13 protein-coding genes are annotated in these 18,768 nt (G+C 70.4%); 5 read left to right on the forward strand and 8 right to left on the reverse strand.

Annotated features, from left to right (window positions below):
• The first annotated feature begins 65 nt into the window (after window positions 1-65).
• Window positions 66-3,425, forward strand: coding sequence for a calcium-binding protein (locus P2H44_RS14280; protein WP_275764426.1), 3,360 nt, complete (start codon window positions 66-68; stop codon window positions 3,423-3,425).
• A 120-nt stretch (window positions 3,426-3,545) separates the two neighbouring features.
• Here P2H44_RS14280 and P2H44_RS14285 read toward each other — a convergent pair whose 3' ends face one another.
• From P2H44_RS14285 to P2H44_RS14320, 8 genes are all read right to left on the reverse strand, one after another.
• Window positions 3,546-5,165 (reverse strand): amidohydrolase, encoded by a 1,620-nt coding sequence (locus P2H44_RS14285; protein WP_462976296.1) that lies wholly within the window; start codon window positions 5,163-5,165, stop codon window positions 3,546-3,548.
• Window positions 5,166-5,340: 175 nt separating this feature from the next.
• Window positions 5,341-5,706, reverse strand: coding sequence for a hypothetical protein (locus P2H44_RS14290; RefSeq protein ID WP_275764429.1), 366 nt, complete (start codon window positions 5,704-5,706; stop codon window positions 5,341-5,343).
• A gap of 68 nt (window positions 5,707-5,774) precedes the next feature.
• Window positions 5,775-6,803, reverse strand: coding sequence for an ABC transporter substrate-binding protein (locus tag P2H44_RS14295; protein WP_275764430.1), 1,029 nt, complete (start codon window positions 6,801-6,803; stop codon window positions 5,775-5,777).
• A gap of 41 nt (window positions 6,804-6,844) precedes the next feature.
• Window positions 6,845-7,648 carry an ABC transporter permease gene (locus P2H44_RS14300; RefSeq protein WP_275764431.1) on the reverse strand — a complete coding sequence of 268 codons (804 nt, stop codon included), beginning with the start codon at window positions 7,646-7,648 and terminating at the stop codon, window positions 6,845-6,847.
• A complete protein-coding gene (locus P2H44_RS14305; RefSeq protein ID WP_275764432.1) occupies window positions 7,641-8,579 on the reverse strand; it encodes an ABC transporter permease in 939 nt (312 codons plus the stop codon). Before P2H44_RS14305 ends, P2H44_RS14300 begins: the two co-directional genes overlap by 8 nt.
• A gap of 5 nt (window positions 8,580-8,584) precedes the next feature.
• Complete coding sequence (locus P2H44_RS14310) at window positions 8,585-9,661, reverse strand: ABC transporter ATP-binding protein (protein ID WP_275764433.1); 1,077 nt, start codon at window positions 9,659-9,661, stop codon at window positions 8,585-8,587.
• Between the two features lie 640 nt (window positions 9,662-10,301).
• On the reverse strand, window positions 10,302-11,807 hold the full coding sequence (locus P2H44_RS14315; RefSeq protein WP_275764434.1) for a M81 family metallopeptidase: 1,506 nt from the start codon (window positions 11,805-11,807) through the stop codon (window positions 10,302-10,304).
• Window positions 11,807-13,114, reverse strand: coding sequence for an ArgE/DapE family deacylase (locus P2H44_RS14320; protein ID WP_275764435.1), 1,308 nt, complete (start codon window positions 13,112-13,114; stop codon window positions 11,807-11,809). Before P2H44_RS14320 ends, P2H44_RS14315 begins: the two co-directional genes overlap by 1 nt.
• Before the next feature lie 250 nt (window positions 13,115-13,364).
• Here P2H44_RS14320 and P2H44_RS14325 point away from each other — a divergent pair, with 250 nt between their 5' ends.
• From P2H44_RS14325 to P2H44_RS14340, 4 genes are all read left to right on the forward strand, one after another.
• Complete coding sequence (locus tag P2H44_RS14325) at window positions 13,365-14,984, forward strand: ABC transporter substrate-binding protein (RefSeq protein ID WP_275764437.1); 1,620 nt, start codon at window positions 13,365-13,367, stop codon at window positions 14,982-14,984.
• Window positions 14,985-15,128: 144 nt separating this feature from the next.
• Entirely contained in the window at window positions 15,129-16,073 is a 945-nt protein-coding gene (locus P2H44_RS14330; RefSeq protein WP_275764438.1) for an ABC transporter permease, read from the forward strand.
• A gap of 47 nt (window positions 16,074-16,120) precedes the next feature.
• Window positions 16,121-16,966 carry an ABC transporter permease gene (locus P2H44_RS14335; protein WP_275764601.1) on the forward strand — a complete coding sequence of 282 codons (846 nt, stop codon included), beginning with the start codon at window positions 16,121-16,123 and terminating at the stop codon, window positions 16,964-16,966.
• Window positions 16,963-18,657 carry a dipeptide ABC transporter ATP-binding protein gene (locus tag P2H44_RS14340; RefSeq protein ID WP_275764440.1) on the forward strand — a complete coding sequence of 565 codons (1,695 nt, stop codon included), beginning with the start codon at window positions 16,963-16,965 and terminating at the stop codon, window positions 18,655-18,657. The genes P2H44_RS14335 and P2H44_RS14340 overlap by 4 nt, the downstream gene beginning before the upstream one ends.
• Window positions 18,658-18,768 lie beyond the last annotated feature (111 nt).

Below are 18,768 nucleotides of genomic sequence, written 5' to 3' on the forward strand. Positions count from 1 at the left end.
TGGGGACGGTCGATTTCTCGGGAGGGTTTGGGTATCGTAACGGAAACCCTGGGGAGGGACGCGCCATGACCATCACCCTGACCGGCGGGGAAGGGCCCGACACGCTCGTCGGCGATCCCGCGAACCGCGACGAGCCCTACGTGGTCCGCGGCTACGGCGGGAACGACGTGGTGGGCGGGGGCGAGCGCACCGACGACACCGTCTACGGCGGCGAGGGGGACGACCGCGTCTCGGGCGCCCCGGGGATCTATTTCATCTACGACTATTCCGATGACACGCTCTACGGCGGGGCCGGGCGCGACCTGGTGCGGGGCGGCACGGGGAACGACCGGCTGTTCGGGGGCGAAGGCGACGACCAGTTCTCGGTCATGCCGCTGTCGGGGCAATACGCCATCGTCGACGGGGGCGCGGGGCGCGACACCTTCGATGCCGAAGGCGGCGTGGTCACCTTCCAGACGCCGGGCCTCGCGCGCAGGGGCACGGCCGCGGACGGCCTCACCGACCTGATCTCGATCGAGATCATCCGCAACGCGTCGGCCGTCTACGGCGGCGGGCTGGGGCCGGCGGACGCCGACTTCGTTCTGGTCGACTACGCAGAGGGGAGCGAGGGCCGCAACTCGATCTACGGCGGGCCGGGGAACGACGAGCTCTACGGCGCGGGCGGCGACGACACGGTGAACGGCGGGGACGACGACGACTCCCTCTTCGGGGGCGAGGGCGCGGACTACGTCGACGGCGGCAAGGGCTCGGACGAGGTCCACGGCGGGGCCGGGAACGACCGGCTCTACGGCGGCTACGGCTTCGACGAGATCTACGGCGACGCGGGGGACGACCGCCTCTACGCCGGCCCCTCCGGTTTCATCCTGTTCAACAAGGACGACGGCGGCTCCCTCTTCGGCGGGGAGGGGGAGGACGAGCTGCGGGGCGAGCACAGCTCCCGCGACTGGCTCTTCGGGGGCGCCGATGACGACCGCCTGCACTGGAGCCGCGGCGGGCCGGCGGACGCCGAGCAGCCGGGCGGCGACGTGATGAACGGCGGGGCGGGCGACGACGTCTTCGAGGGCGTGCGCCTCGACCTCGCCGACGAACCCGCGCCCGAGATCGACGGCGGCGCGGGGTTCGACGTGCTCGACCTGCCCCTCGCCTCGCTGGACGAGGGGGCGGTGGTCCGCGTGACCCTGGGCGCCCAGCGCCTGGTGCTGGAGCGGCCGGGAGAGGAGGACGTGACCCTCGACTTCGCCGGGATCGAGGACGTGCGCGACCTCGACCACGAGATCTCCTACGGCCTGCGCAACCCGCAGATCGTCTTCACCGACGGGGACCGGCGGGCGGCGGACCTGCTGCTGGGCTCGCCGGAGGCTCCGCCCTGGGCGCCGCCGGGATCGTTCCCGCGGGACGCCCACCACAAGGGGCCGTTCATCACCGACGACCCCTGGCGGATCTGGGGCTACCTCGACAAGGCCAACCAGCACGACGTGGTGACCTTCCACACCACCGCCAAGCTGGGCGGGGAGCTCGACGTCGTGATCCACCGCACCCAGGGGCCGGCGCTGTCGGGCCGCCCGATGGACGTGCGCCACCTGAGCTTCGAGCTGGGGGCGGGGCAGGACTACCTCGGCCACCTCGTCACGCTGAAGCCGCCGAAGCTCGACGGCGTGCCGCAGTGGTACAACGTGACCTTCACCTTCGCGCCCGAGCGCACGCCGCTGCTTTCGGACGTCGAGGACCTGCTGGACGACACCAAGCTGTCGCTGCTGCAGCTGGGCGTGGTGGACCTGGAAGGCTTCGGGCTGGAGCTGTTCGAGAAGATCAACGCGGCGCTGGAGGCGGGCGACGACGTGGTCGCCTTCCTGGGGACCTGGGCCGCGCGCTTCGGCGCGGCGGCGAAGGTCTTCGACGTGGCGGGGCGGCTGCAGAACATCGGCTCGGCCCTCAACCAGGGGGGCGCGGCGCTGGGCGCCAAGCAGGCGGCGGTGGAGATCACCGACTTCATCGCCGGCATGGTCGCGACCGGCGCGGCGGGCCTGGCCGGGGGCGCCACGCTGGGGCCGGTCGGCGCGGTCGGGGGCGGGTTCCTGGCGGGCCTGGTCTACACCAACGGCTACTCCGCCTCGGTCCGCAAGATGGTCGAGGACAAGATCAACGGCGAGACCTCGGGCGGCGGGGGCGCCTCGGCGAAGGCCTTCCTCGCGGCGGCGGAGGACGGGGGGGCGCCCCTCTTCGATCCCGAGTGGTACGCCGAGCGCCATCCCGAGGCGGTCGCGGCGGTGAACGCGGGCCAGCATTCCAGCCTGCTGGCCTGGTTCCTCGACCGCGGCCTGAAGCAGGGCCATGCGCCGAGCGCGGGGGCGGGCCCGATCGAGGCGCGCGACGTCGCGATGAAGCTCAAGGCGCTGGCGCCGGCGGCGGAGGTGAACCTCGCCGTCCGCGCGGTCGCCTTCGGCGACTACGTCGGCGACGGCCGCGGCAAGCTGGAGGGGCAGGTCGCCGCCCTTTTCGCCGAGGCGGCGGCGGGGGATCGGGAGCTGTCCGTCGGCCTCTTCGCCGCGGCCAACCGCATCGCGCGCGACTGGGTGCTGAACCGCCGGGCCGAGTGGCACGAGGCCGCGCAGGAGGGGGGCGCCGCCGGCTGGGCCGACGTCCTGGGCGACGGCCGGGCCTTCGCCGAGGCGCTGGCCGGGGCCGCGGGCGGCTTCGGGGGCCTCGCGGGCGCCCAGCTCTTCGCGCTGCCGGCCGCGGGCAAGGCCAGGGGCGTGGCCGAGGCCTTCCTCGAGGATCCCGACGCGGCCGCGGCCCTCGCCGGCGCCAAGGCGATCGGGGTGGCGGAGGTCGGCGGGCTGTGGGCGCTGCTGGTCTCGGACGCGGCGCCGGACGACGGGGCGCCGGGCAAGGACGACCCGAAGTTCCGCTTCACCGGCGACGACGCCCCGGACCTGGTGTTCGCGGGCGCCCGGCCGGGCATCGTGGACGGCGGCGGGGGCGACGACCTGATCTTCGGCGACCGCAGGAAGGACAAGCTCAAGGGCGGCGACGGCGACGACCAGGTCGAGGGCGCGGGCGGCAAGGACAAGGTCCTGGGCGGCGCCGGCGGCGACCTGCTGCTGGGCGGCGCGGGGAACGACCGGATGAAGGGCGGCGGCGGCGGCGACGAGATCGTGGGCGGCGCCGGGCGGGACAAGCTCGCCGGCGGCGGCGGCGGCGACCGCTTCCGTTTCGCGCAGGGCGACGGCAAGGACCTGCTGCTCGACTGGCAGGACGGCCGCGACCGGATCGTCTTCGACGGCGGCGCCGACCGCTTCAAGGACCTCGAGATCCGCGACAAGGGCAAGGCCGCGCTGGTCGACTACGGCGGCAAGGGCGACCTGCTGAAGCTCAAGGGCGTGGACGCCGACGAGCTGACCCCGGGCGACTTCCTCTTCGCCTGAGGTCCCGCCCCGGGGCCGGGCGCCCGGCGCCCCGGGCTCGACCCGGGGCCCCGCGCGGTCCGCCTCTCCGCCGGCGGCCGTCGGAGGGGGGCGGCCCGGGCCAGGCGCGCCGCGCCCGGCTCAGGCCTCCCAGGTGACGCGGCCGCCGCAGATCGTCAGGGCGGCGCGGGCCCGGTCGATCTCGGACGGGGGCAGCGCCTCGAGGTCGTGGGACATCACCGCGACGTCGGCCATCATGCCGGGGGCGAGGCGGCCCTTGCGGGCCTCGTTGAACTCGATCCAGGCGTTGCCGGCGGTGTAGCTCTCCAGCGTCTCCATCAGGGTCTGGGTGTTGTCCGCCCAGGGGCTCCCGAGGTCCATCGGCGCCACGGCGGCCTTGAGGTTGGTGGTGACGTCCACCGGCATCACCGGCCAGTCGGTCGAGAAGATCACCCGCGCCCCCGAATCCCGGATCCTGCGCCAGGCGTAGGACCAGGGGATCTGGCGCTCATGCAGCATCTTGCCGGCGCCGTCGGGGGGGAACACGCCGCCGAAGGGCGCGTGGCCCGGCTGGATCGAGGCGACCACGCCCAGCTCGACGAAGCGGGGCAGGTCGGCGGGGTCCAGCACCTCGATATGCTCGATCCGGTGGCGGGAGTCTCGCACGCCGTTCGCCTCCCGCGCCGCCTGGTAGCCGTCGAGCGTGCGGCGCACCGCCAGGTCGCCGATGGCGTGGACCGCGATCTGGAAGCCCAGCCCGTCGGCCTTGATGCAGGCCGCGTTGAAATGCTCCGGCTCGAACACCGCGTCGCCGGTGGTCTCGAGCCCGGGGTAGGGCTCGATCATCAGGGCGGTCGAGCTCTCGACCACGCCGTCCATGAACATCTTCACGCGGTTCGACCAGACCCAGTCGCCGGTGAAGCGGCGGCGCATCTCTTCCGCCTCCTCGAACCGGTCGAGGCTGTCGAAGCTCTTGTAATGGAACGGCACCTCGGTGCGGCAGAGGAGGTCGCCGGCCTCCTCGCAGGCCTTCAGCAGCTCGGCCGTGTAGAAGTTGCCGTCCATGTTGTGCAGGCCGGTGATGCCGTGGGAGGCGGCGTGCTTCAGGCCGCGCGCCATCACCTTCGCGTCGATCGCGCGCTCCTCGGCCGTGGGCGCGGGCACGGGGTCGGCGCCGGTGACGAGGCCGAACATGTCCCGCCCGCCATAGCGGGTGTGGCTCAGGATCGGGGCGTAGGCGCCGGGCTCGCGCAGCTCTCCGGTCGCGGTCCCGTCGGGGGCCATCATGATCTCGGAGCCCATGTCCGTCTCGCCGCCGTGCAGCAGGCCCGCGAGCTCCAGCGCCTTCGTGTTCGCCCAGACGGTGTGGTGGTCGGGCGCGAACATGGCGAAGGGACGGTCGGGCAGGACCTGGTCGAGGTCCTGGCGGGTGGTGTGGCGCCGGGGGCCGAGGATCGAATAGTCGCCCTGGATGGCGAAGACGACCGCGTCCGTGGGGTTGGCCTCCGCGTAGGGCCGCACCTTCGCCGTCAGCGCCTCGATCCCCTCGGTCCCGTAGAGGTCGAGGTAGTCGAGCTCGATGGCGCCCTGGAACAGGTGCACGTGGCTGTCGATGAAGCCGGGCAGGACGGTGGCGCCGCCGGCGTCCACCACGCGGGTCGCGGGGCCGGCGAGGCCGCGGATCTCGGCCGTCTCGCCCACCGCCACGATGACGCCCGCGGCGATGGCCAGGGCCGAGGCCCGCGGGCGGGCGGGGTCCATGGTGATCAGGCGGCCGTTGAGGATGACGAGATCGGGGGTCACGGCAGAGGCTCCGTCGTTGGGTCGGCGCGAAAGGCGAGAGGGGCGCCGCTTCGCGGCGTATCGGCTTCGCCGGGGGCGGGCAAGCGCCGCTTCGCGGCGGGATCGGCCTGCGGCCGCGGCCAGGGCGAGGGGGTCAGGGCGTGACGATCTGGCCGCAGTGATAGGCGACGACCTGGTCGCTCCGAACGGCGACCATGAGGAGGACCGAGTCGAGGTCGGAGTAGCGCTTGTGGAAAATCTCGACCCGGTCCGGAAACGCGTAGGCGAGGAAACCCATCAGCCGCACAGGGTCGATCTCGGGATCGTCGTAGAAGTCCTCCGGGACCGGCATGCTCTTGTCGTAGACGCCCGCGAAGGCGCCTTGCACGGCGGCCTGGTCATAGGGCGCGAAGAGCGTGAGCGAGGGGCAGGAGATCGGATCCGGCCCCGACTGCGCGATCCCCGCCGCGGGCGCGAGACACAGGGCGAGGGACGTCAGGAGGCGGCGGGCGCGGGGCATCGGCTGGGGTCTTTCCGGCGAGCGGGAGAGGGGCGCCCGGACGGAGGACCGTCCGGGCGCGGGTCAGCTCACTTCTGAAGCTCGGTCCAGATCGCGGTGTAGATCTTCTGGGCCTCGGGCGGGCAGGTCTTGGCGACCATGCCGGCCGCCTTCAGCTCCTCAGGCACGACGACCTCGGGGGCCTTGGCCATCTCCTCGTCCATGAACGCCTCCGAGCCCTTGATGCCGTTCGCATAGCGGGCGAAGTTCGACAGCATGGCCGCGTTCTCGGGGTCCATGATGAAGTTCAGGAAGGCCTTCGCGTTCTCGACGTTCTGCGCGTCGGCGAGGATGGCGGCGTTGTCCATCCACACCGGGTAGCCGGTCTTGGGATAGCCGAAGGCGATGTCGGGGTTCTGCAGGCGGGCGCGCAGGCTGGCGCCGTTCCAGTTCACGCCGGCCGAGAGGTCGCCCTTGGCGTATTTCTCGATGTTGCCGTAGTCCATCGAGAGCCAGGACTTCTTGGCCTCGACCAGCTTGTCGCGAACCTTCTTAAGCACCTCCTTGTCGGTCGTGCACTGTTCGCCGCCCATGTAGTAGATGGTGGTCGACATCACGTCCATCATCTCGGGCACGACGTTGATCTTGCCCTTCAGCTCCTCGGGCGGGTCGAGGAAGATGGCGGCGGTGTTGATGTCGCCGCCGTAGACCGAGGTGTTCACCGTCACCCCCACGGTGCCCCACTGCCACGGCACGGTGTAGCGGCGGCCGGGATCGAACTCGACGTCGACCCAGGTCGGGTCCATGTTCTTGAAGTTCTCCATCTGGTCGGGCCGGCTCTCCATCAGCAGGCCTTCGGCGACGAAGATCGGCACGTAGGTGCCCGAGGGGACCACGATGTCGAAGCCGTGGCCGCCGGCCTTGATCTTGGCCAACGCCGTGTCGTTCGAGTCGTAGTCGGTGATCGTCACCTTGACGTCGAACTCCTTCTCGAACTTCTCGATCATCTCGGGGCTGGTGTAGTTGCCCCAGTTGTAGATGTTCAGCTCGCCCGCCGCGAAGGCCGGGCCGGCCGCCAGCACGGCCAGCGCCGCGACGGTGGACTTCAGATGAGTCATCGAATGCTCCTGTCGGTCATCGGCGATTGTTTCATGTCGGTTCACTTCCTGCGCCGATTCAGGAAGAAGAACACGACCACCATGGCGATCGAGATCGCCAGGAGGGCGGTCGAAATGGCGTTGACCTCGGGCGTCACCACCCGACGCATCTGGCCCAGCATGTAGGTCGGCAGCGTGTCCTGGCCGGCGGACTTGACGAACTCGGTGATCACCACGTCGTCGAGCGAGATCACGAAGGCCAGCATCGCCCCCGCCAGGATCCCGGGCCACAGAAGCGGCAGCGTCACCCGCCGGAACGCCATCCAGGGCGAGGCGTAGAGATCCATCGCCGCCTTCTCGAGGCTGAGGTCCATGCCCTGCAGGCGGGCGCGGATCGGCATGTAGGCGAAGGGGATGCAGAAGGCCGAGTGGGCGATGATCAGGTAGAACAGGCCCGTGTAGCCGGTGGCGACCTTGATCATCGCGAAGAAGATCAGCAGCGCCACGGCGGTGACGATCTCGGGCACCATCAGCGGCTGGTTGATCAGCGCGAAGACGGTGGTGTAGCCGCGGAAGCTCCCCTGCCGGGTGGTGGCGAGCGCGGCGGGCACCGCGCAGGCCGTGGCGATGGCCGAGGCGAAGGCCGCGATCACCAGCGAGCGGACCGTCGCCTCCTGCACCTGCTCGTTCTGCCAGGCCGAGATGTACCAGCGCCACGAGAACCCCTCCCAGATCGCGATCGAGGAGCCGGCGTTGAACGAATAGACCACCAGCAGCACGATCGGCAGGTAGAGGATCACGAAGCAGGCGGTCGCGATCGTGGCGAAGCCGGTCTGGCGGCGGACGTCGAAATGATCCCTAGCCATGGGGCTTCTCCTCCGCCCCGGCGGCGCGCACGTAGAACAGCAGCGCCACCGTCACGATCAGCAGCAGGGTCAGCGACAGCGCGGCCCCCAGCGGCCAGTTGCGGCCCTGGCCGAACTGCAGCTCGATCAGGTTGCCCAGCATCAGTTGCTTGCCGCCGCCCAGCACCCGCGGGGTGACGTAGGCGCCGAGAGAGGGCACGAAGACGAGGATCGAGCCGGCGATCACGCCGGGCTTCACCAGCGGGAAGATCACCCGGCGAAGGACCTGGAGGCGGGAGGCGTAGAGGTCGTAGCCGGCCTCGACGAGGGAGAAGTCCAGCCGCTCCATCGAGGCGTAGATCGGCAGCACCATCAGGGGCAGGTAGACGTAGGCCATGCCCAGCAGGATCGCGAACTCGGTGAACAGCATCTGGATGGGCTCGTCGATGATGCCCAGGCCCATCAGGACCATGTTCACCGTGCCCTCGGCCCGGATCAGCTCCATGATCGCGAAGGTCCGGATCAGGAGGTTGGTCCAGAACGGGATCATGATCAGCAGCATCCACATGTCCCGCTGCCCGCGCGGACGCGTGGCGATGAAATAGGCCGTGGGGAAGCCGAAGACGAAGGTGATCAGCGCGGTCAGCAGCGACAGCTTGATCGAGCGCCAGAAGATCGACAGGTGCGCGTCGGCGAAGCTGAGCTCCTCGGAGAAGAAGTCCCGCTCGAGGATCACCGAGAACCAGCCGTCGGTGGAGAAGTTCCACACCACGCCCCCGTAGTCCCCGGGCGCGAGGAACGAGTAGACCAGAACGATCAGCAGCGGGCCGGAGGCGGCGAAGACCAGCACCGCCAGCGCCGGGGCCAGCAGCAGCCAGCGGCGGCGGGCGGCGGCCCGGGCGGCGTCGTGGGGGGCGTCGGGGCGGGGCGCGTCTGGCGCGGAAACGGCCATGCCCGTCAGCCCCTCAGCACCTGGCCGACCTGGGCGGCGAACTGCACGCCCGCCCGGTCGCCGGGCGCGAAGGCCGAGGTCATGCCCGGCTGGTTCTGCTGGCGCAGGACGAAGCGGGTCTCGGCCCCGTCGAGGACCACGTGGAAATGGGTGTCGGTGCCGAAATAGACCACGTCGGTCAGGGCGCCGGCGACCAGCCCCTGGTCCGGGCCCACCAGCGTCGCATGTTCGGGCCGGATGGCGAGCGTCGCGGGGCCCGGCGAGGCGTCGCCCTGCGGCGCGCGGGCCAGCGCCTCGACCCCCGAGGGCAGGCGCACGCGGGCGCTCTCGCCCTCGACCGAGATCAGCTCGACCTCGAGGAAGTTGGTGTCGCCGATGAAGTCGGCGACGAACCGGTCGGCGGGATGGTCGTAGATGTCGCGCGGCCCGCCGATCTGGCGGATCTCGCCCGCGCTCATCACCGCGATCCGGTCGGACATGGTCAACGCCTCCTCCTGGTCGTGGGTGACGAAGACGAAGGTGATGCCGGTCTCGGACTGCAGGCGCTTGAGCTCGAGCTGCATGTCCTTGCGCAGCTTGAAGTCGAGGGCCGACAGCGGCTCGTCCAGCAGCAGCACCTTGGGCCGCGGGGCCAGCGCGCGGGCCAGCGCCACGCGCTGCTGCTGGCCGCCCGAGATCTCGGAGGTGCGCCGGTCGGCCATGGCGGTCATGCGCACCAGCGCCAGCATCTCCTCGACGGTCGCCTTCACCTCGGCCCTGGGACGCTTGAGCATCTCGAGCCCGAAGGCGATGTTCTGGGCCACGGTCATGTGGGGGAACAGCGCGTAGTTCTGGAACACGGTGTTCACCGGCCGGCGGTAGGGCGGCAGCCCCAGCACGTCGCGCCCGTCGAGCGAGACGCGCCCCGAGGTCGGATCCTCGAACCCCGCGATCACCCGCAGGAGCGTGGTCTTCCCGCAGCCGGAGGGGCCGAGCAGGGTGAAGAACTCGTTGTCTCGGATGGTCACCGAGACGTCGTCGAGGGCGGTGAAGGCGCTTGGGCCGGCGCCGAAGACCTTGCTGACGTGGTCGATCTCGATCATCGGGGCGGGCGCGCCTCCGTGTTCGCGCCGCGCGGGGCGGCGTCGTGGCTGGGGGTGCGCCTCGGGCTCGCGGAGCGGGCGCGCGGGTCGGGGGAAGGATCGGCCGCAGGACGGGGCGGCGGGCAATGGCTCAAGTCTCGTCTCCGTCGCGGGCGGCGGGAGAGGGCATGTCCAAAGCCTAGCTTCGTTCGTGTGCGAAGCAAGAACGCAAACGGAAAGGGGGCGGAGAGGAGGCGCCCTGCGGGCGGGCCTGGCGGGCGCGCGGGCCGCGCGCGCGGGCCGGGGGCCCGCGGAAGGCCGCTTCGGGAGCTCACCAAAGAACAGGGGCCGCGCCTGTCCTTCGGATCCGTCCGTCGCTGACGATGCCTGAGCGAGTCGGGGGAAGGGGTCAAGGACAAGCCCCGCGCAGAGCGCGGGGTCGCTTCGCGATCCCTGACCCCTCCCCCCGACTCGCTCTGATCGGCATCAGCGACGGACGGCTCCGAAGAACAGGCGCTCTGCGGCGGGCTCGGGCGTGGCGCCGGGGCGCGGGGGGCGGATGGCGGCGAGAGACGCCCGGCGTGCGGGCGGCGCCGGGACGGGGTTGCGTGGAGCGCCGCGGTCGGGCGACGCTCCGCGCAGGGATCGGGTCGGCGCGGGCTCAGGGCTGGAACGGGGTTCCGAGCGGCGAGGTGCGCAGGCCGGGGCGCAGGCGGGTCCAGGGCAGGGTCGCGGGGTCCACGGCCATCGGGCCGGGGGCGGCGCAGACCAGGATCGTCTCGGCGATCGGCTGGAAGTCGGCGCGGAAGTGGTTCGAGCTCTTGACCACCAGCACCTTCTCCTCCTCCGGCGGCACGCCGAGCGAGCGGAACATCTCTCGGTCCGCCATCTGCGCCTTGGAGGAGACCACGGCCACCTTCACCTCGCCGATGCGCAGCAGCGCCGAGGGGCCCATGTCCATCTGGCGGCCGGAGTAGTAGCCGCCCTTGGCCAGGAACCGCCCGTCGGTCAGGCGCTCGATCACGAACTCCGCCTCGAACGGGGCGTCGCCGGGGATCTTCGACTTGGCGCCCAGCGCCAGCCGGATCGTCGCGCCCTCGCCCGCCGCGTGGCAGGCCGCCGCGCTCTCGGGATCGAAGATGTTGCCGATGGCGCCCGAGGCCCCGCAGGCGACCAGCGCGCGCAGCATGCCCATGGTGTCGCTGTCGCCGCCGGCGCCGGGGTTGTCCTGGGTGTCGGAGATCACCACGGGCTTCGTCGCGCCTTCGGCGATGCGCATCGCCTCGCGCACGCCGTCCTCGGGCGACCAGACGGGGCCCTTGAAGTCGGCCTCCGCCGCCTCGACGGCCGCCGCCAGCTGCTCGGCCGCGATCTCGGCGCCGGGGCCGTAGGCGGTGATCGCCATGCCGCAGTCGGGGAAGTCGGCCGCCGGGAAGCCCATGTTGAAGCTGAGCGACGGGCAGCGCGGGTCGGCGACCAGCTCCTCGAGCTTCGCGTAGAGGGCCCGGGCGGGGTCCTCGAACGTCGACTGCCAGCTGATCGCGGTCAGGAAGTCGATCTGGCGGAAGGCCTTGGCGAATTTCTCGCCGGCGAGCAGCCGGGCCATCATCCGGGCCGAGCGGCGGCCCGTCTCGGCCATGTCCACGTGCGGATAGGTGCGGTAGCTCTCCAGCACGTCGGCCATCTCGACCATCAGGGGCGTGACGTTGGCGTGCAGGTCGAGGCTGACGGTGATCGGCAGCTCGGGCCCCACCAGGTCGCGCACGCGGCGCAGGAACTCGCCCTCGCCGTCGTCGAGATGCTCGGTGACCATCGCGCCGTGCAGGTCGAGGCAGATGCCGTCGATCTCGCCGGCCTGGGCGATCAGCTCCAGCAGGCGGGCCGAGATCCGCTCGAACGCGTCCTCGGTCACGTGGGCGGAGGGGGAGGCCATGCAGTAGAGGGTGGGGATGCACGCCCACCCCTCCTGCTCGCCGATCTCCATGGCGCCGGCGATGGCGGCGTTGACGCCGCGCACCTTGGCGCGCAGCTCCTCGCCCTCCGACATGCGGCCGTAGCCGCCGCCGCCCACGAAGTCCTTGTAGGTCGCCAGCGACGGGCCGAAGGTGTTGGTCTCGTGCAGGAACCCGCCGAAGACGATGCGGGGTTTGCGCTCGGGGGCGGGCATCACGCGGCCTCGATCTTGTTGAGCCCGCACCAGCGGGCGATGAACAGGGCGATGGTCTCGGTGACCTTGAGCATCGAGGCCAGCTCCACCTTCTCGTCGAAGCCGTGCACGTTCAGGGCCTTGGGGCCGAAGCAGACGGCGGGGATGTCGTAGTAGAGCTCGTAGAACCGCGTGTCGGTCAGCGCGGTGGAGGAGCGCAGCTCCATCATCTCGTCGCCGAAGACGTCCGCGTAGGCGTCCGAGAGCACGCCGTGCAGTTCGTCGCCGTTCTCCAGCACCCAGCCCTCGGCCTGGAAGCCGTTCCAGACGACCTCGGGCGGGTTGTTGGCCAGGAACGGGTTGTCGCGCGCGGCTGCGGCGACGCAGTCCAGGATCTCCTGCTTGCACTTGTCGAGGTCGAAGCCCGGCAGCACGCCGATGCGGCAGTCGACGTCGCACCAGGCGGGGACGGAGGAGGCCCAGTCGCCGCCCTTGATCTTGCCGGCGTTGAAGTTCAGCGGATGCGGCACGTCCTTCCAGGCCGGGTCGTCGCCCTTGCGCAGGTTCCACTCCTCCTGCAGGGCGTGGAGCTTCTTGAGCACCTCGTAGGCCGCCATGATCGCGTTCGAGCCTTCGCCTGCGACGGAGACGTGGACCGGCTTGCCGCGCACCTTCAGCTTGAACCACAGCACGCCGACCTGGGCGTTGGAGAACTTGTGGCCGGTGGGTTCGGGCAGCAGCGCCGCGTCGGCGCGGTAGCCGCGCTGCAGGGTCGAGAGGGCGCCGAGGCCGGTCGACTCCTCCTCGATCACCGACTGGAAGAAGACGGGCGCGGCGGGCTCGAACCCGGCCTTGCGCAGGGCGTCGAGGGCGAAGAGGGCGCAGACCGTGCCGGCCTTCATGTCGCCCGCCCCGCGGCCGTTCATCCAGCCGTCCTTGATCGCGGGCTCGTAGGGGGGCGTCTCCCACATCTCCAGCGGGCCGGTTGGCACCACGTCCAGGTGGCCCTGCAGGATCAGCGAGCGGCCCTTGACGGTCGCGGGACGATGCGCGCCGACCACCGTGCGGGCGCGGGAGAAGTCGCCCTCGATCGGGCCGAAGCCCTTCAGGTCCTTCAGGTCGTCGAGCTCGATCTTCCAGTCGTCGACCTCGTAGCCGCGCTCACGAAGCGCCGCGGCGATGAAGTCCTGCGCCGGGCCTTCCTCGAAACGTTGGGAAGGAATCCTGACGAAGTCGGCCAGAAACGAAGTCTCCGCCTCGAAATTTTCTGCGACCGCCGCGACGATCGCGTTGCGATCTGCATCATCTATAGGCAGCGAGGGGGTCATCTGGGCCTCTCCTTGGCATCTCCGCGCAATTCGGACAGCGATACGGAGCTATTGGTGCGGACATAGATTGACAACGTGCGAACCCACGACGCAACCTTTCTCTCGCACCCGCGAAAGGGGTGCGCGAGATCGCAGCGGGACGTGCCGTGGCTCGCTGCGCAAAGACAAAAAGCCGGAGCCGGGCGTTCGAATCCTCCGGGGGTGGAGGGAACGCCGGCGCCCACGGCCGGCCATCCGACAGGAGACGAGAATGTTCGACTTCCTCGCAAAGACGGGACGCCGCGCGGCGCCGCGCCGCCGCGCCGCGGCCGCGCTGATGGCGGCCGCCGCGGCCTCGGCCCTGCTGGCGACGCCGCTCTCGGCGCAGACCCTGAAAGTGGTCATGCACTCGTCGCTGCGCGTGCTCGACCCGATCATCACCACCGCCTACATGTCGCGCAACCATGGCTACATGGTGTTCGACACGCTGTTCGCGCTGGATGAAGACTTCAACATCAAGCCGCAGATGGCCGAGGGCTACACGGTCTCGGACGACAAGCTCACCTACACGATCACGCTGCGCGACGGGCTGAAGTTCCACGACGGCGCCGACGTGACCGCCGAGGACGTGATCGCCTCGCTGAAGCGCTGGGGCGAGCGCGACGGCATGGGCCAGAAGCTGATGTCCGAGATCTCGGGCTGGGACGCGCCGGACGCCAAGACCGTCGTGATCACGCTCAAGGAGCCCTACGGCCTGCTGATGGATTCCATCTCCAAGCCGTCCTCCAACGTGCCCTTCATCATGCCCAAGCGCCTGGCCGAGACCCCCTCGACCGAAGGCGTGCCGGAGCAGATCGGCTCGGGTCCCTTCAAGTTCGTGCAGGACGAGTTCCAGCCCGGCGTGAAGGCGGTCTACGAGAAGTTCGAGGACTACGTGCCCCGCGACGAGCCCCCCTCCTGGGCCTCGGGCGGCAAGGTGGTGAAGGTCGACCGCGTCGAGTGGATCGTGATGGCCGACGCCCAGACCGCGATGAACGCGATCATGTCGGGCGAGATCGACTACTGGGAGCAGCCCCCCTACGACCTGCTGCCGGTGCTCGAGACCAACCCGGACCTGACCATCCACGTCCAGAACAAGATGGGCTCGACCACCATCGGTCGGTTCAACTTCCTCAACCCTCCGTTCGATGACCTGAAGGTTCGCCAGGCGGCGATGATCGCCATGAACCAGCAGGACGTCATGGACGCCATGATCGGCAACCCGGATTACTACACGATCTGCGGCGCCATGTTCATGTGCGGCACGCCCCTCGAGTCCGACGTGGGCGCCGAGGGCGTGATGGAGAAGGACGACCTCGACAAGGCCAAGGCCCTGCTGGCCGAGTCCTCCTACGACGGCTCGCCGCTGGTGATCATGCACCCGACCGACGTGGGCTCGCTGCGCACGCAGCCGGTGGTGGCGGCGCAGGCGTTCCGCGACGCGGGCTTCAACGTCGACCTGCAGGCGATGGACTGGCAGACCCTGGTCGGCCGCCGCGCGTCGCAGGCGCCGCTGTCCGAGAACGGCTGGAACATGTTCTTCACCACCTGGGTGGGCGCGGACGTGTTCAACCCGATCGCCAACAACATGGTGAACGGCAAGGGCAAGAACGGCGGGTGGTTCGGCTGGCCCGACATGCCCGAGGCCGAGGCCCTGCGCGACGAGTACGCCAAGGCCCCGGACGCGGCCGCCCAGAAGGCCGCCGCCGAGAAGCTGCAGAAGTTCGCCTACGAGAACGCGATGTACATCCCGCTGGGCCAGTTCACCGCCCCGCAGGTGTGGACCTCGAAGATCGAGGGCGTCCTGGACGGCCCCGCGCCGTTCTTCTGGAACATCTCGAAGTCCGAGTGACCTGATCCACCGGCCCGGCCCCCCTCGCGGGGCCGGGCCTTCCCCTCCGCGTCGCGCGCCCGGGCGGCGCGCGGTGCGGCCGACCCGATGCCCCGCCCGGAACGTCCGCTGAAGACGCCGCGGCTGCGAGCGAGGTTCTCCCCCATGCTCTCCTACATCCTCCGGCGCGTGCTGGCGGCGATCCCGGTCATGATCTTCGTGGCCCTTTTCGTCTTCCTGCTGCTGCGCCTCTCGCCCGGCGACCCCGCCGCGATCATCGCAGGCGACACCGCGACGCCCGAACAGCTCGAGCAGATCCGCGAACGCCTGGGCCTGAACGACCCCCTCTACATCCAGTTCGCCGACTGGGGCTGGCGCCTGCTGCAGGGCGACTTCGGCGAGTCGATCCTGTCGGGCACGCCGGTCACCTCGATGATCGCCGACCGCATGGAGCCGACCATCAGCCTGGCGCTGACCACCATCATCCTGTCCATCGTCATCGCCGTGCCGCTGGGCGTGGTGGCGGCGTGGAAGCACGGCACGATCATCGACCGCGTGGTCATGGCGATCTCGGTGCTGGGCTTCTCGGTGCCGGTGTTCGTGATCGCCTACGTGCTGATCCAGCTGTTCGCGATCGAGCTCAAATGGCTGCCGGTGCAGGGCTTCACCTCGATCTTCGACGATCCGGGAACCTTCGCCCAGCGGATAACCCTGCCGACCCTGACGCTGACCTCGCTCTACATCGCGCTGATCGCGCGCATCACCCGCACCTCGATGCTCGAGACGCTGGGCGAGGACTTCGTGCGCACCGCGCGCGCCAAGGGCCTGGCCGAGCGGCGGGTGCTGATGAAGCACGCGCTGCGCAACTCGGCCGTGCCCATCGTGACCGTGATCGGCATCGGCTTCGCGCTGATCATCTCGGGCGTGGTGGTGACCGAGTCCGTCTTCAACCTGCCGGGGATCGGCCGCCTGACCGTGGATGCGGTGCTGGCGCGCGACTACCCGGTGATCCAGGGCGTGATCCTGCTGGCCTCGCTGCTCTACGTGGCGATCAACCTGCTGATCGACATCGCCTACGTCATCCTTGACCCGAGGATCCGTTACGCATGACGACCGCACCGGACCTTTCCGCCCCCGCGCCCTCCCGCGGCGCCCTGATGTGGAAGCAGGCCCGCGCGATGTTCTTCGCGGGCCCGGTCACCTCGCTGGCCACGATCGTGATGATCCTGATCGTGCTGATGGCGATCTTCGCGCCGCTGATCGCGCCGCACGATCCCATCCGCCTGAACCCGGCGATGCGCCTAAAGCCGCCCTCCGACGAGTACCTGCTGGGCACCGACGCCTACGGGCGCGACCTGCTGAGCCGCATCATCTACGGCGCGCGCATCTCGCTCGCCGTGGGCATCGGCGCCGCGATCCTCTCGGTCGTGATCGGGCTGGCCATCGGCCTGGTCTCGGGCTTCTTCCGGGGCCTCGACGCGGTGCTGATGCGCATCGTCGACGGCCTTATGGCGATCCCCTCGATCCTGCTCGCCATCGCCATCGTGGCGCTGTCGGGCGCGACGCTGGGCACCGTGCTGCTCGCCATCGTCATCCCCGAGGTGCCGCGCGTGGTGCGCCTGGTGCGCTCGGTGGTGCTGTCGGCGCGCGAGGAGCCTTACGTGGAAGCCGCGATCTCGGTCGGCACGCCGACCTCCAAGATCCTGACCCGGCACCTGCTGCCCAACACCATCCCGCCGCTGATCGTGCAGGGCACCTACATCTGCGCCGCCGCGATCCTGACCGAGGCGATCCTGTCGTTCCTGGGCGCGGGCATCAACCCGGAGACCCCGACCTGGGGGAACATCATGGCCGAGGGGCGCGTCTACTTCGTGATCAACCCCGGCATCATCCTGTGGCCCGGCCTGGTGCTGTCGCTGGCGATCCTGTCGGTGAACCTGGTGGGCGACACCGTGCGCGACGCGCTGGATCCGCGCATGGCCAAGAGGGGGATCGACCGATGAGCGCGACCCAGACCGCCGCCCAGACCGCCCCCGAGGCCCGCGCCGCGGCCGGGGAGAACGTCCTCGAGATCCGCAACCTGTCGATCGCGCTCGAGGGCAACGACGACGCGAAGGTGGTCAAGAACCTCAGCCTGTCGATCCGCCCCGGCGAGACGATGTGCCTGGTGGGCGAGTCCGGCTCGGGCAAGTCGCTGACCTCGCTCGCCACCATGGGCCTGCTGCCCAAGGCCCTGCGCCCGGTGAGCGGGGAGATCCTGGTCAACGGCGTGGACGTGCTGAAGCAGTCGCCCAACAAGCTCCGCGAGATGCGCGCCACCCAGATGGCGATGATCTTCCAGGAGCCGATGACCGCCCTGAACCCGGTGATGAAGGTCGGAGACCAGATCGCCGAGGTGATGGAGGCCCACGGCCAGTCCCGCGGCGACCGCAAGAAGGCCGTGCTCGAGATCATGGAGCAGGTGCACCTGCCCGACGTCGAGCGCATCTACGGCTCCTACCCCCACCAGCTCTCGGGCGGCCAGCGTCAGCGCATCATGATCGCCATGGCGCTGGTGCTGCGGCCCAAGCTGCTGATCGCGGACGAGCCGACGACCGCGCTCGACGTGACCACGCAGGCGCAGGTCCTCAAGCTGATCCGCGAACTGCGCGAGGAGCTGGGCACCGCGGTCCTGTTCATCACCCACGACATGGGCGTGGTGGCCGAGATCGCCGACGACGTGACCGTGCTGCGCCTGGGCGAGGCGGTGGAGCGGGGCCAGGTCGACGCCCTGCTGCGCGGCCCCAAGACCGAGTATGCGCGGGAGCTGCTGTCGGCCGTCCCCTCGCTGATCCCGCGCGCCCCGCGCCCCGATCCGCACAAGGCGACGCCCGCCCTGTCGGCCGAGGCGCTGACCAAGGTCTATTCGACCAAGACCCTGCTGGGGAAGGCGAAGGAGACGCGGGCCGCGGACGCGGTGAACCTCACCCTCGCCCCCGGCCGCACGCTGGGCATCGTGGGCGAGTCCGGCTCGGGCAAGTCCACGGTGGCGCGCTGCATCGTGCGCCTGATAGACCCGACGTCGGGCTCGGTGAAGATCACCGGCGAGGAGATCGCGACCGTCCCCGTCGCCAAGCTGAAGCCGCATCGCAAGCGGGTGCAGATCGTCTTCCAGGACCCGTTCCGCTCGCTCAACCCGCGGATCGAGGTCGGCGAGTCGATCATCGAGGGTCCCCTGAACTTCGGCGTCTCGCGCAAGCAGGCGCTGGAGGACGCCAAGCGCCTGCTGGAGCTGGTGGGCCTGCCGCGCTCGGCCATCGACCGGTTCCCGCACCAGTTCTCCGGCGGTCAGCGCCAGCGCATCGCCATCGCGCGGGCGCTGGCGATGAAGCCGGACCTGCTGATCGCGGACGAGGCGGTCTCGGCCCTCGACGTGTCGGTGCAGGCGCAGGTGCTGAAGCTGCTGGACGAGATCCAGGAGCAGATGGGCATCGCGATCCTCTTCATCACCCATGACCTGCGCGTCGCGGCCCAGATCTGCGACGAGGTGATGGTGATGCGGAAGGGGCAGGTGGTCGAGGCCGGGCCGGCGGGCGAGGTGCTCGCCCATCCCCGGACCGAGTACACCCGCTCCCTGATCGAGGCGGCGCCGGGCCGCCACTGGGACTTCGCCAATTTCAGACCGGTGTCGGAGACCATCGCCGCCGCGGGCTGATCCGCCGATCCCCCTTCGCGCCGCCCCCACCGGGGCGGCGTTTTCATGTTGCGCGGGGCGCGCGCGCGCGGCGAGCGCCGTGGCCCCGGCAGCCCCCCGAGAAAGACCACA

The organism is Albimonas marina, assembly GCF_029223255.1.
Taxonomy (GTDB): domain Bacteria; phylum Pseudomonadota; class Alphaproteobacteria; order Rhodobacterales; family Rhodobacteraceae; genus Albimonas.

What these genes read in the sequence shown, in the direction of transcription:
- P2H44_RS14320 (WP_275764435.1), bottom strand. Translation starts at nt 13,114, where the DNA reads ATGACCCCCTCGCTGCCTATAGATGATGCAGATCGCAACGCGATCGTC.
- P2H44_RS14295 (WP_275764430.1), bottom strand. Translation starts at nt 6,803, where the DNA reads ATGACTCATCTGAAGTCCACCGTCGCGGCGCTGGCCGTGCTGGCGGCC.
- P2H44_RS14285 (WP_462976296.1), bottom strand. Translation starts at nt 5,165, where the DNA reads ATGGACCCCGCCCGCCCGCGGGCCTCGGCCCTGGCCATCGCCGCGGGC.
- P2H44_RS14290 (WP_275764429.1), bottom strand. Translation starts at nt 5,706, where the DNA reads ATGCCCCGCGCCCGCCGCCTCCTGACGTCCCTCGCCCTGTGTCTCGCG.
- P2H44_RS14280 (WP_275764426.1), top strand. Translation starts at nt 66, where the DNA reads ATGACCATCACCCTGACCGGCGGGGAAGGGCCCGACACGCTCGTCGGC.
- P2H44_RS14330 (WP_275764438.1), top strand. Translation starts at nt 15,129, where the DNA reads ATGCTCTCCTACATCCTCCGGCGCGTGCTGGCGGCGATCCCGGTCATG.
- P2H44_RS14310 (WP_275764433.1), bottom strand. Translation starts at nt 9,661, where the DNA reads ATGATCGAGATCGACCACGTCAGCAAGGTCTTCGGCGCCGGCCCAAGC.
- P2H44_RS14335 (WP_275764601.1), top strand. Translation starts at nt 16,121, where the DNA reads ATGTGGAAGCAGGCCCGCGCGATGTTCTTCGCGGGCCCGGTCACCTCG.
- P2H44_RS14305 (WP_275764432.1), bottom strand. Translation starts at nt 8,579, where the DNA reads ATGGCCGTTTCCGCGCCAGACGCGCCCCGCCCCGACGCCCCCCACGAC.
- P2H44_RS14315 (WP_275764434.1), bottom strand. Translation starts at nt 11,807, where the DNA reads ATGCCCGCCCCCGAGCGCAAACCCCGCATCGTCTTCGGCGGGTTCCTG.
- P2H44_RS14325 (WP_275764437.1), top strand. Translation starts at nt 13,365, where the DNA reads ATGTTCGACTTCCTCGCAAAGACGGGACGCCGCGCGGCGCCGCGCCGC.
- P2H44_RS14340 (WP_275764440.1), top strand. Translation starts at nt 16,963, where the DNA reads ATGAGCGCGACCCAGACCGCCGCCCAGACCGCCCCCGAGGCCCGCGCC.
- P2H44_RS14300 (WP_275764431.1), bottom strand. Translation starts at nt 7,648, where the DNA reads ATGGCTAGGGATCATTTCGACGTCCGCCGCCAGACCGGCTTCGCCACG.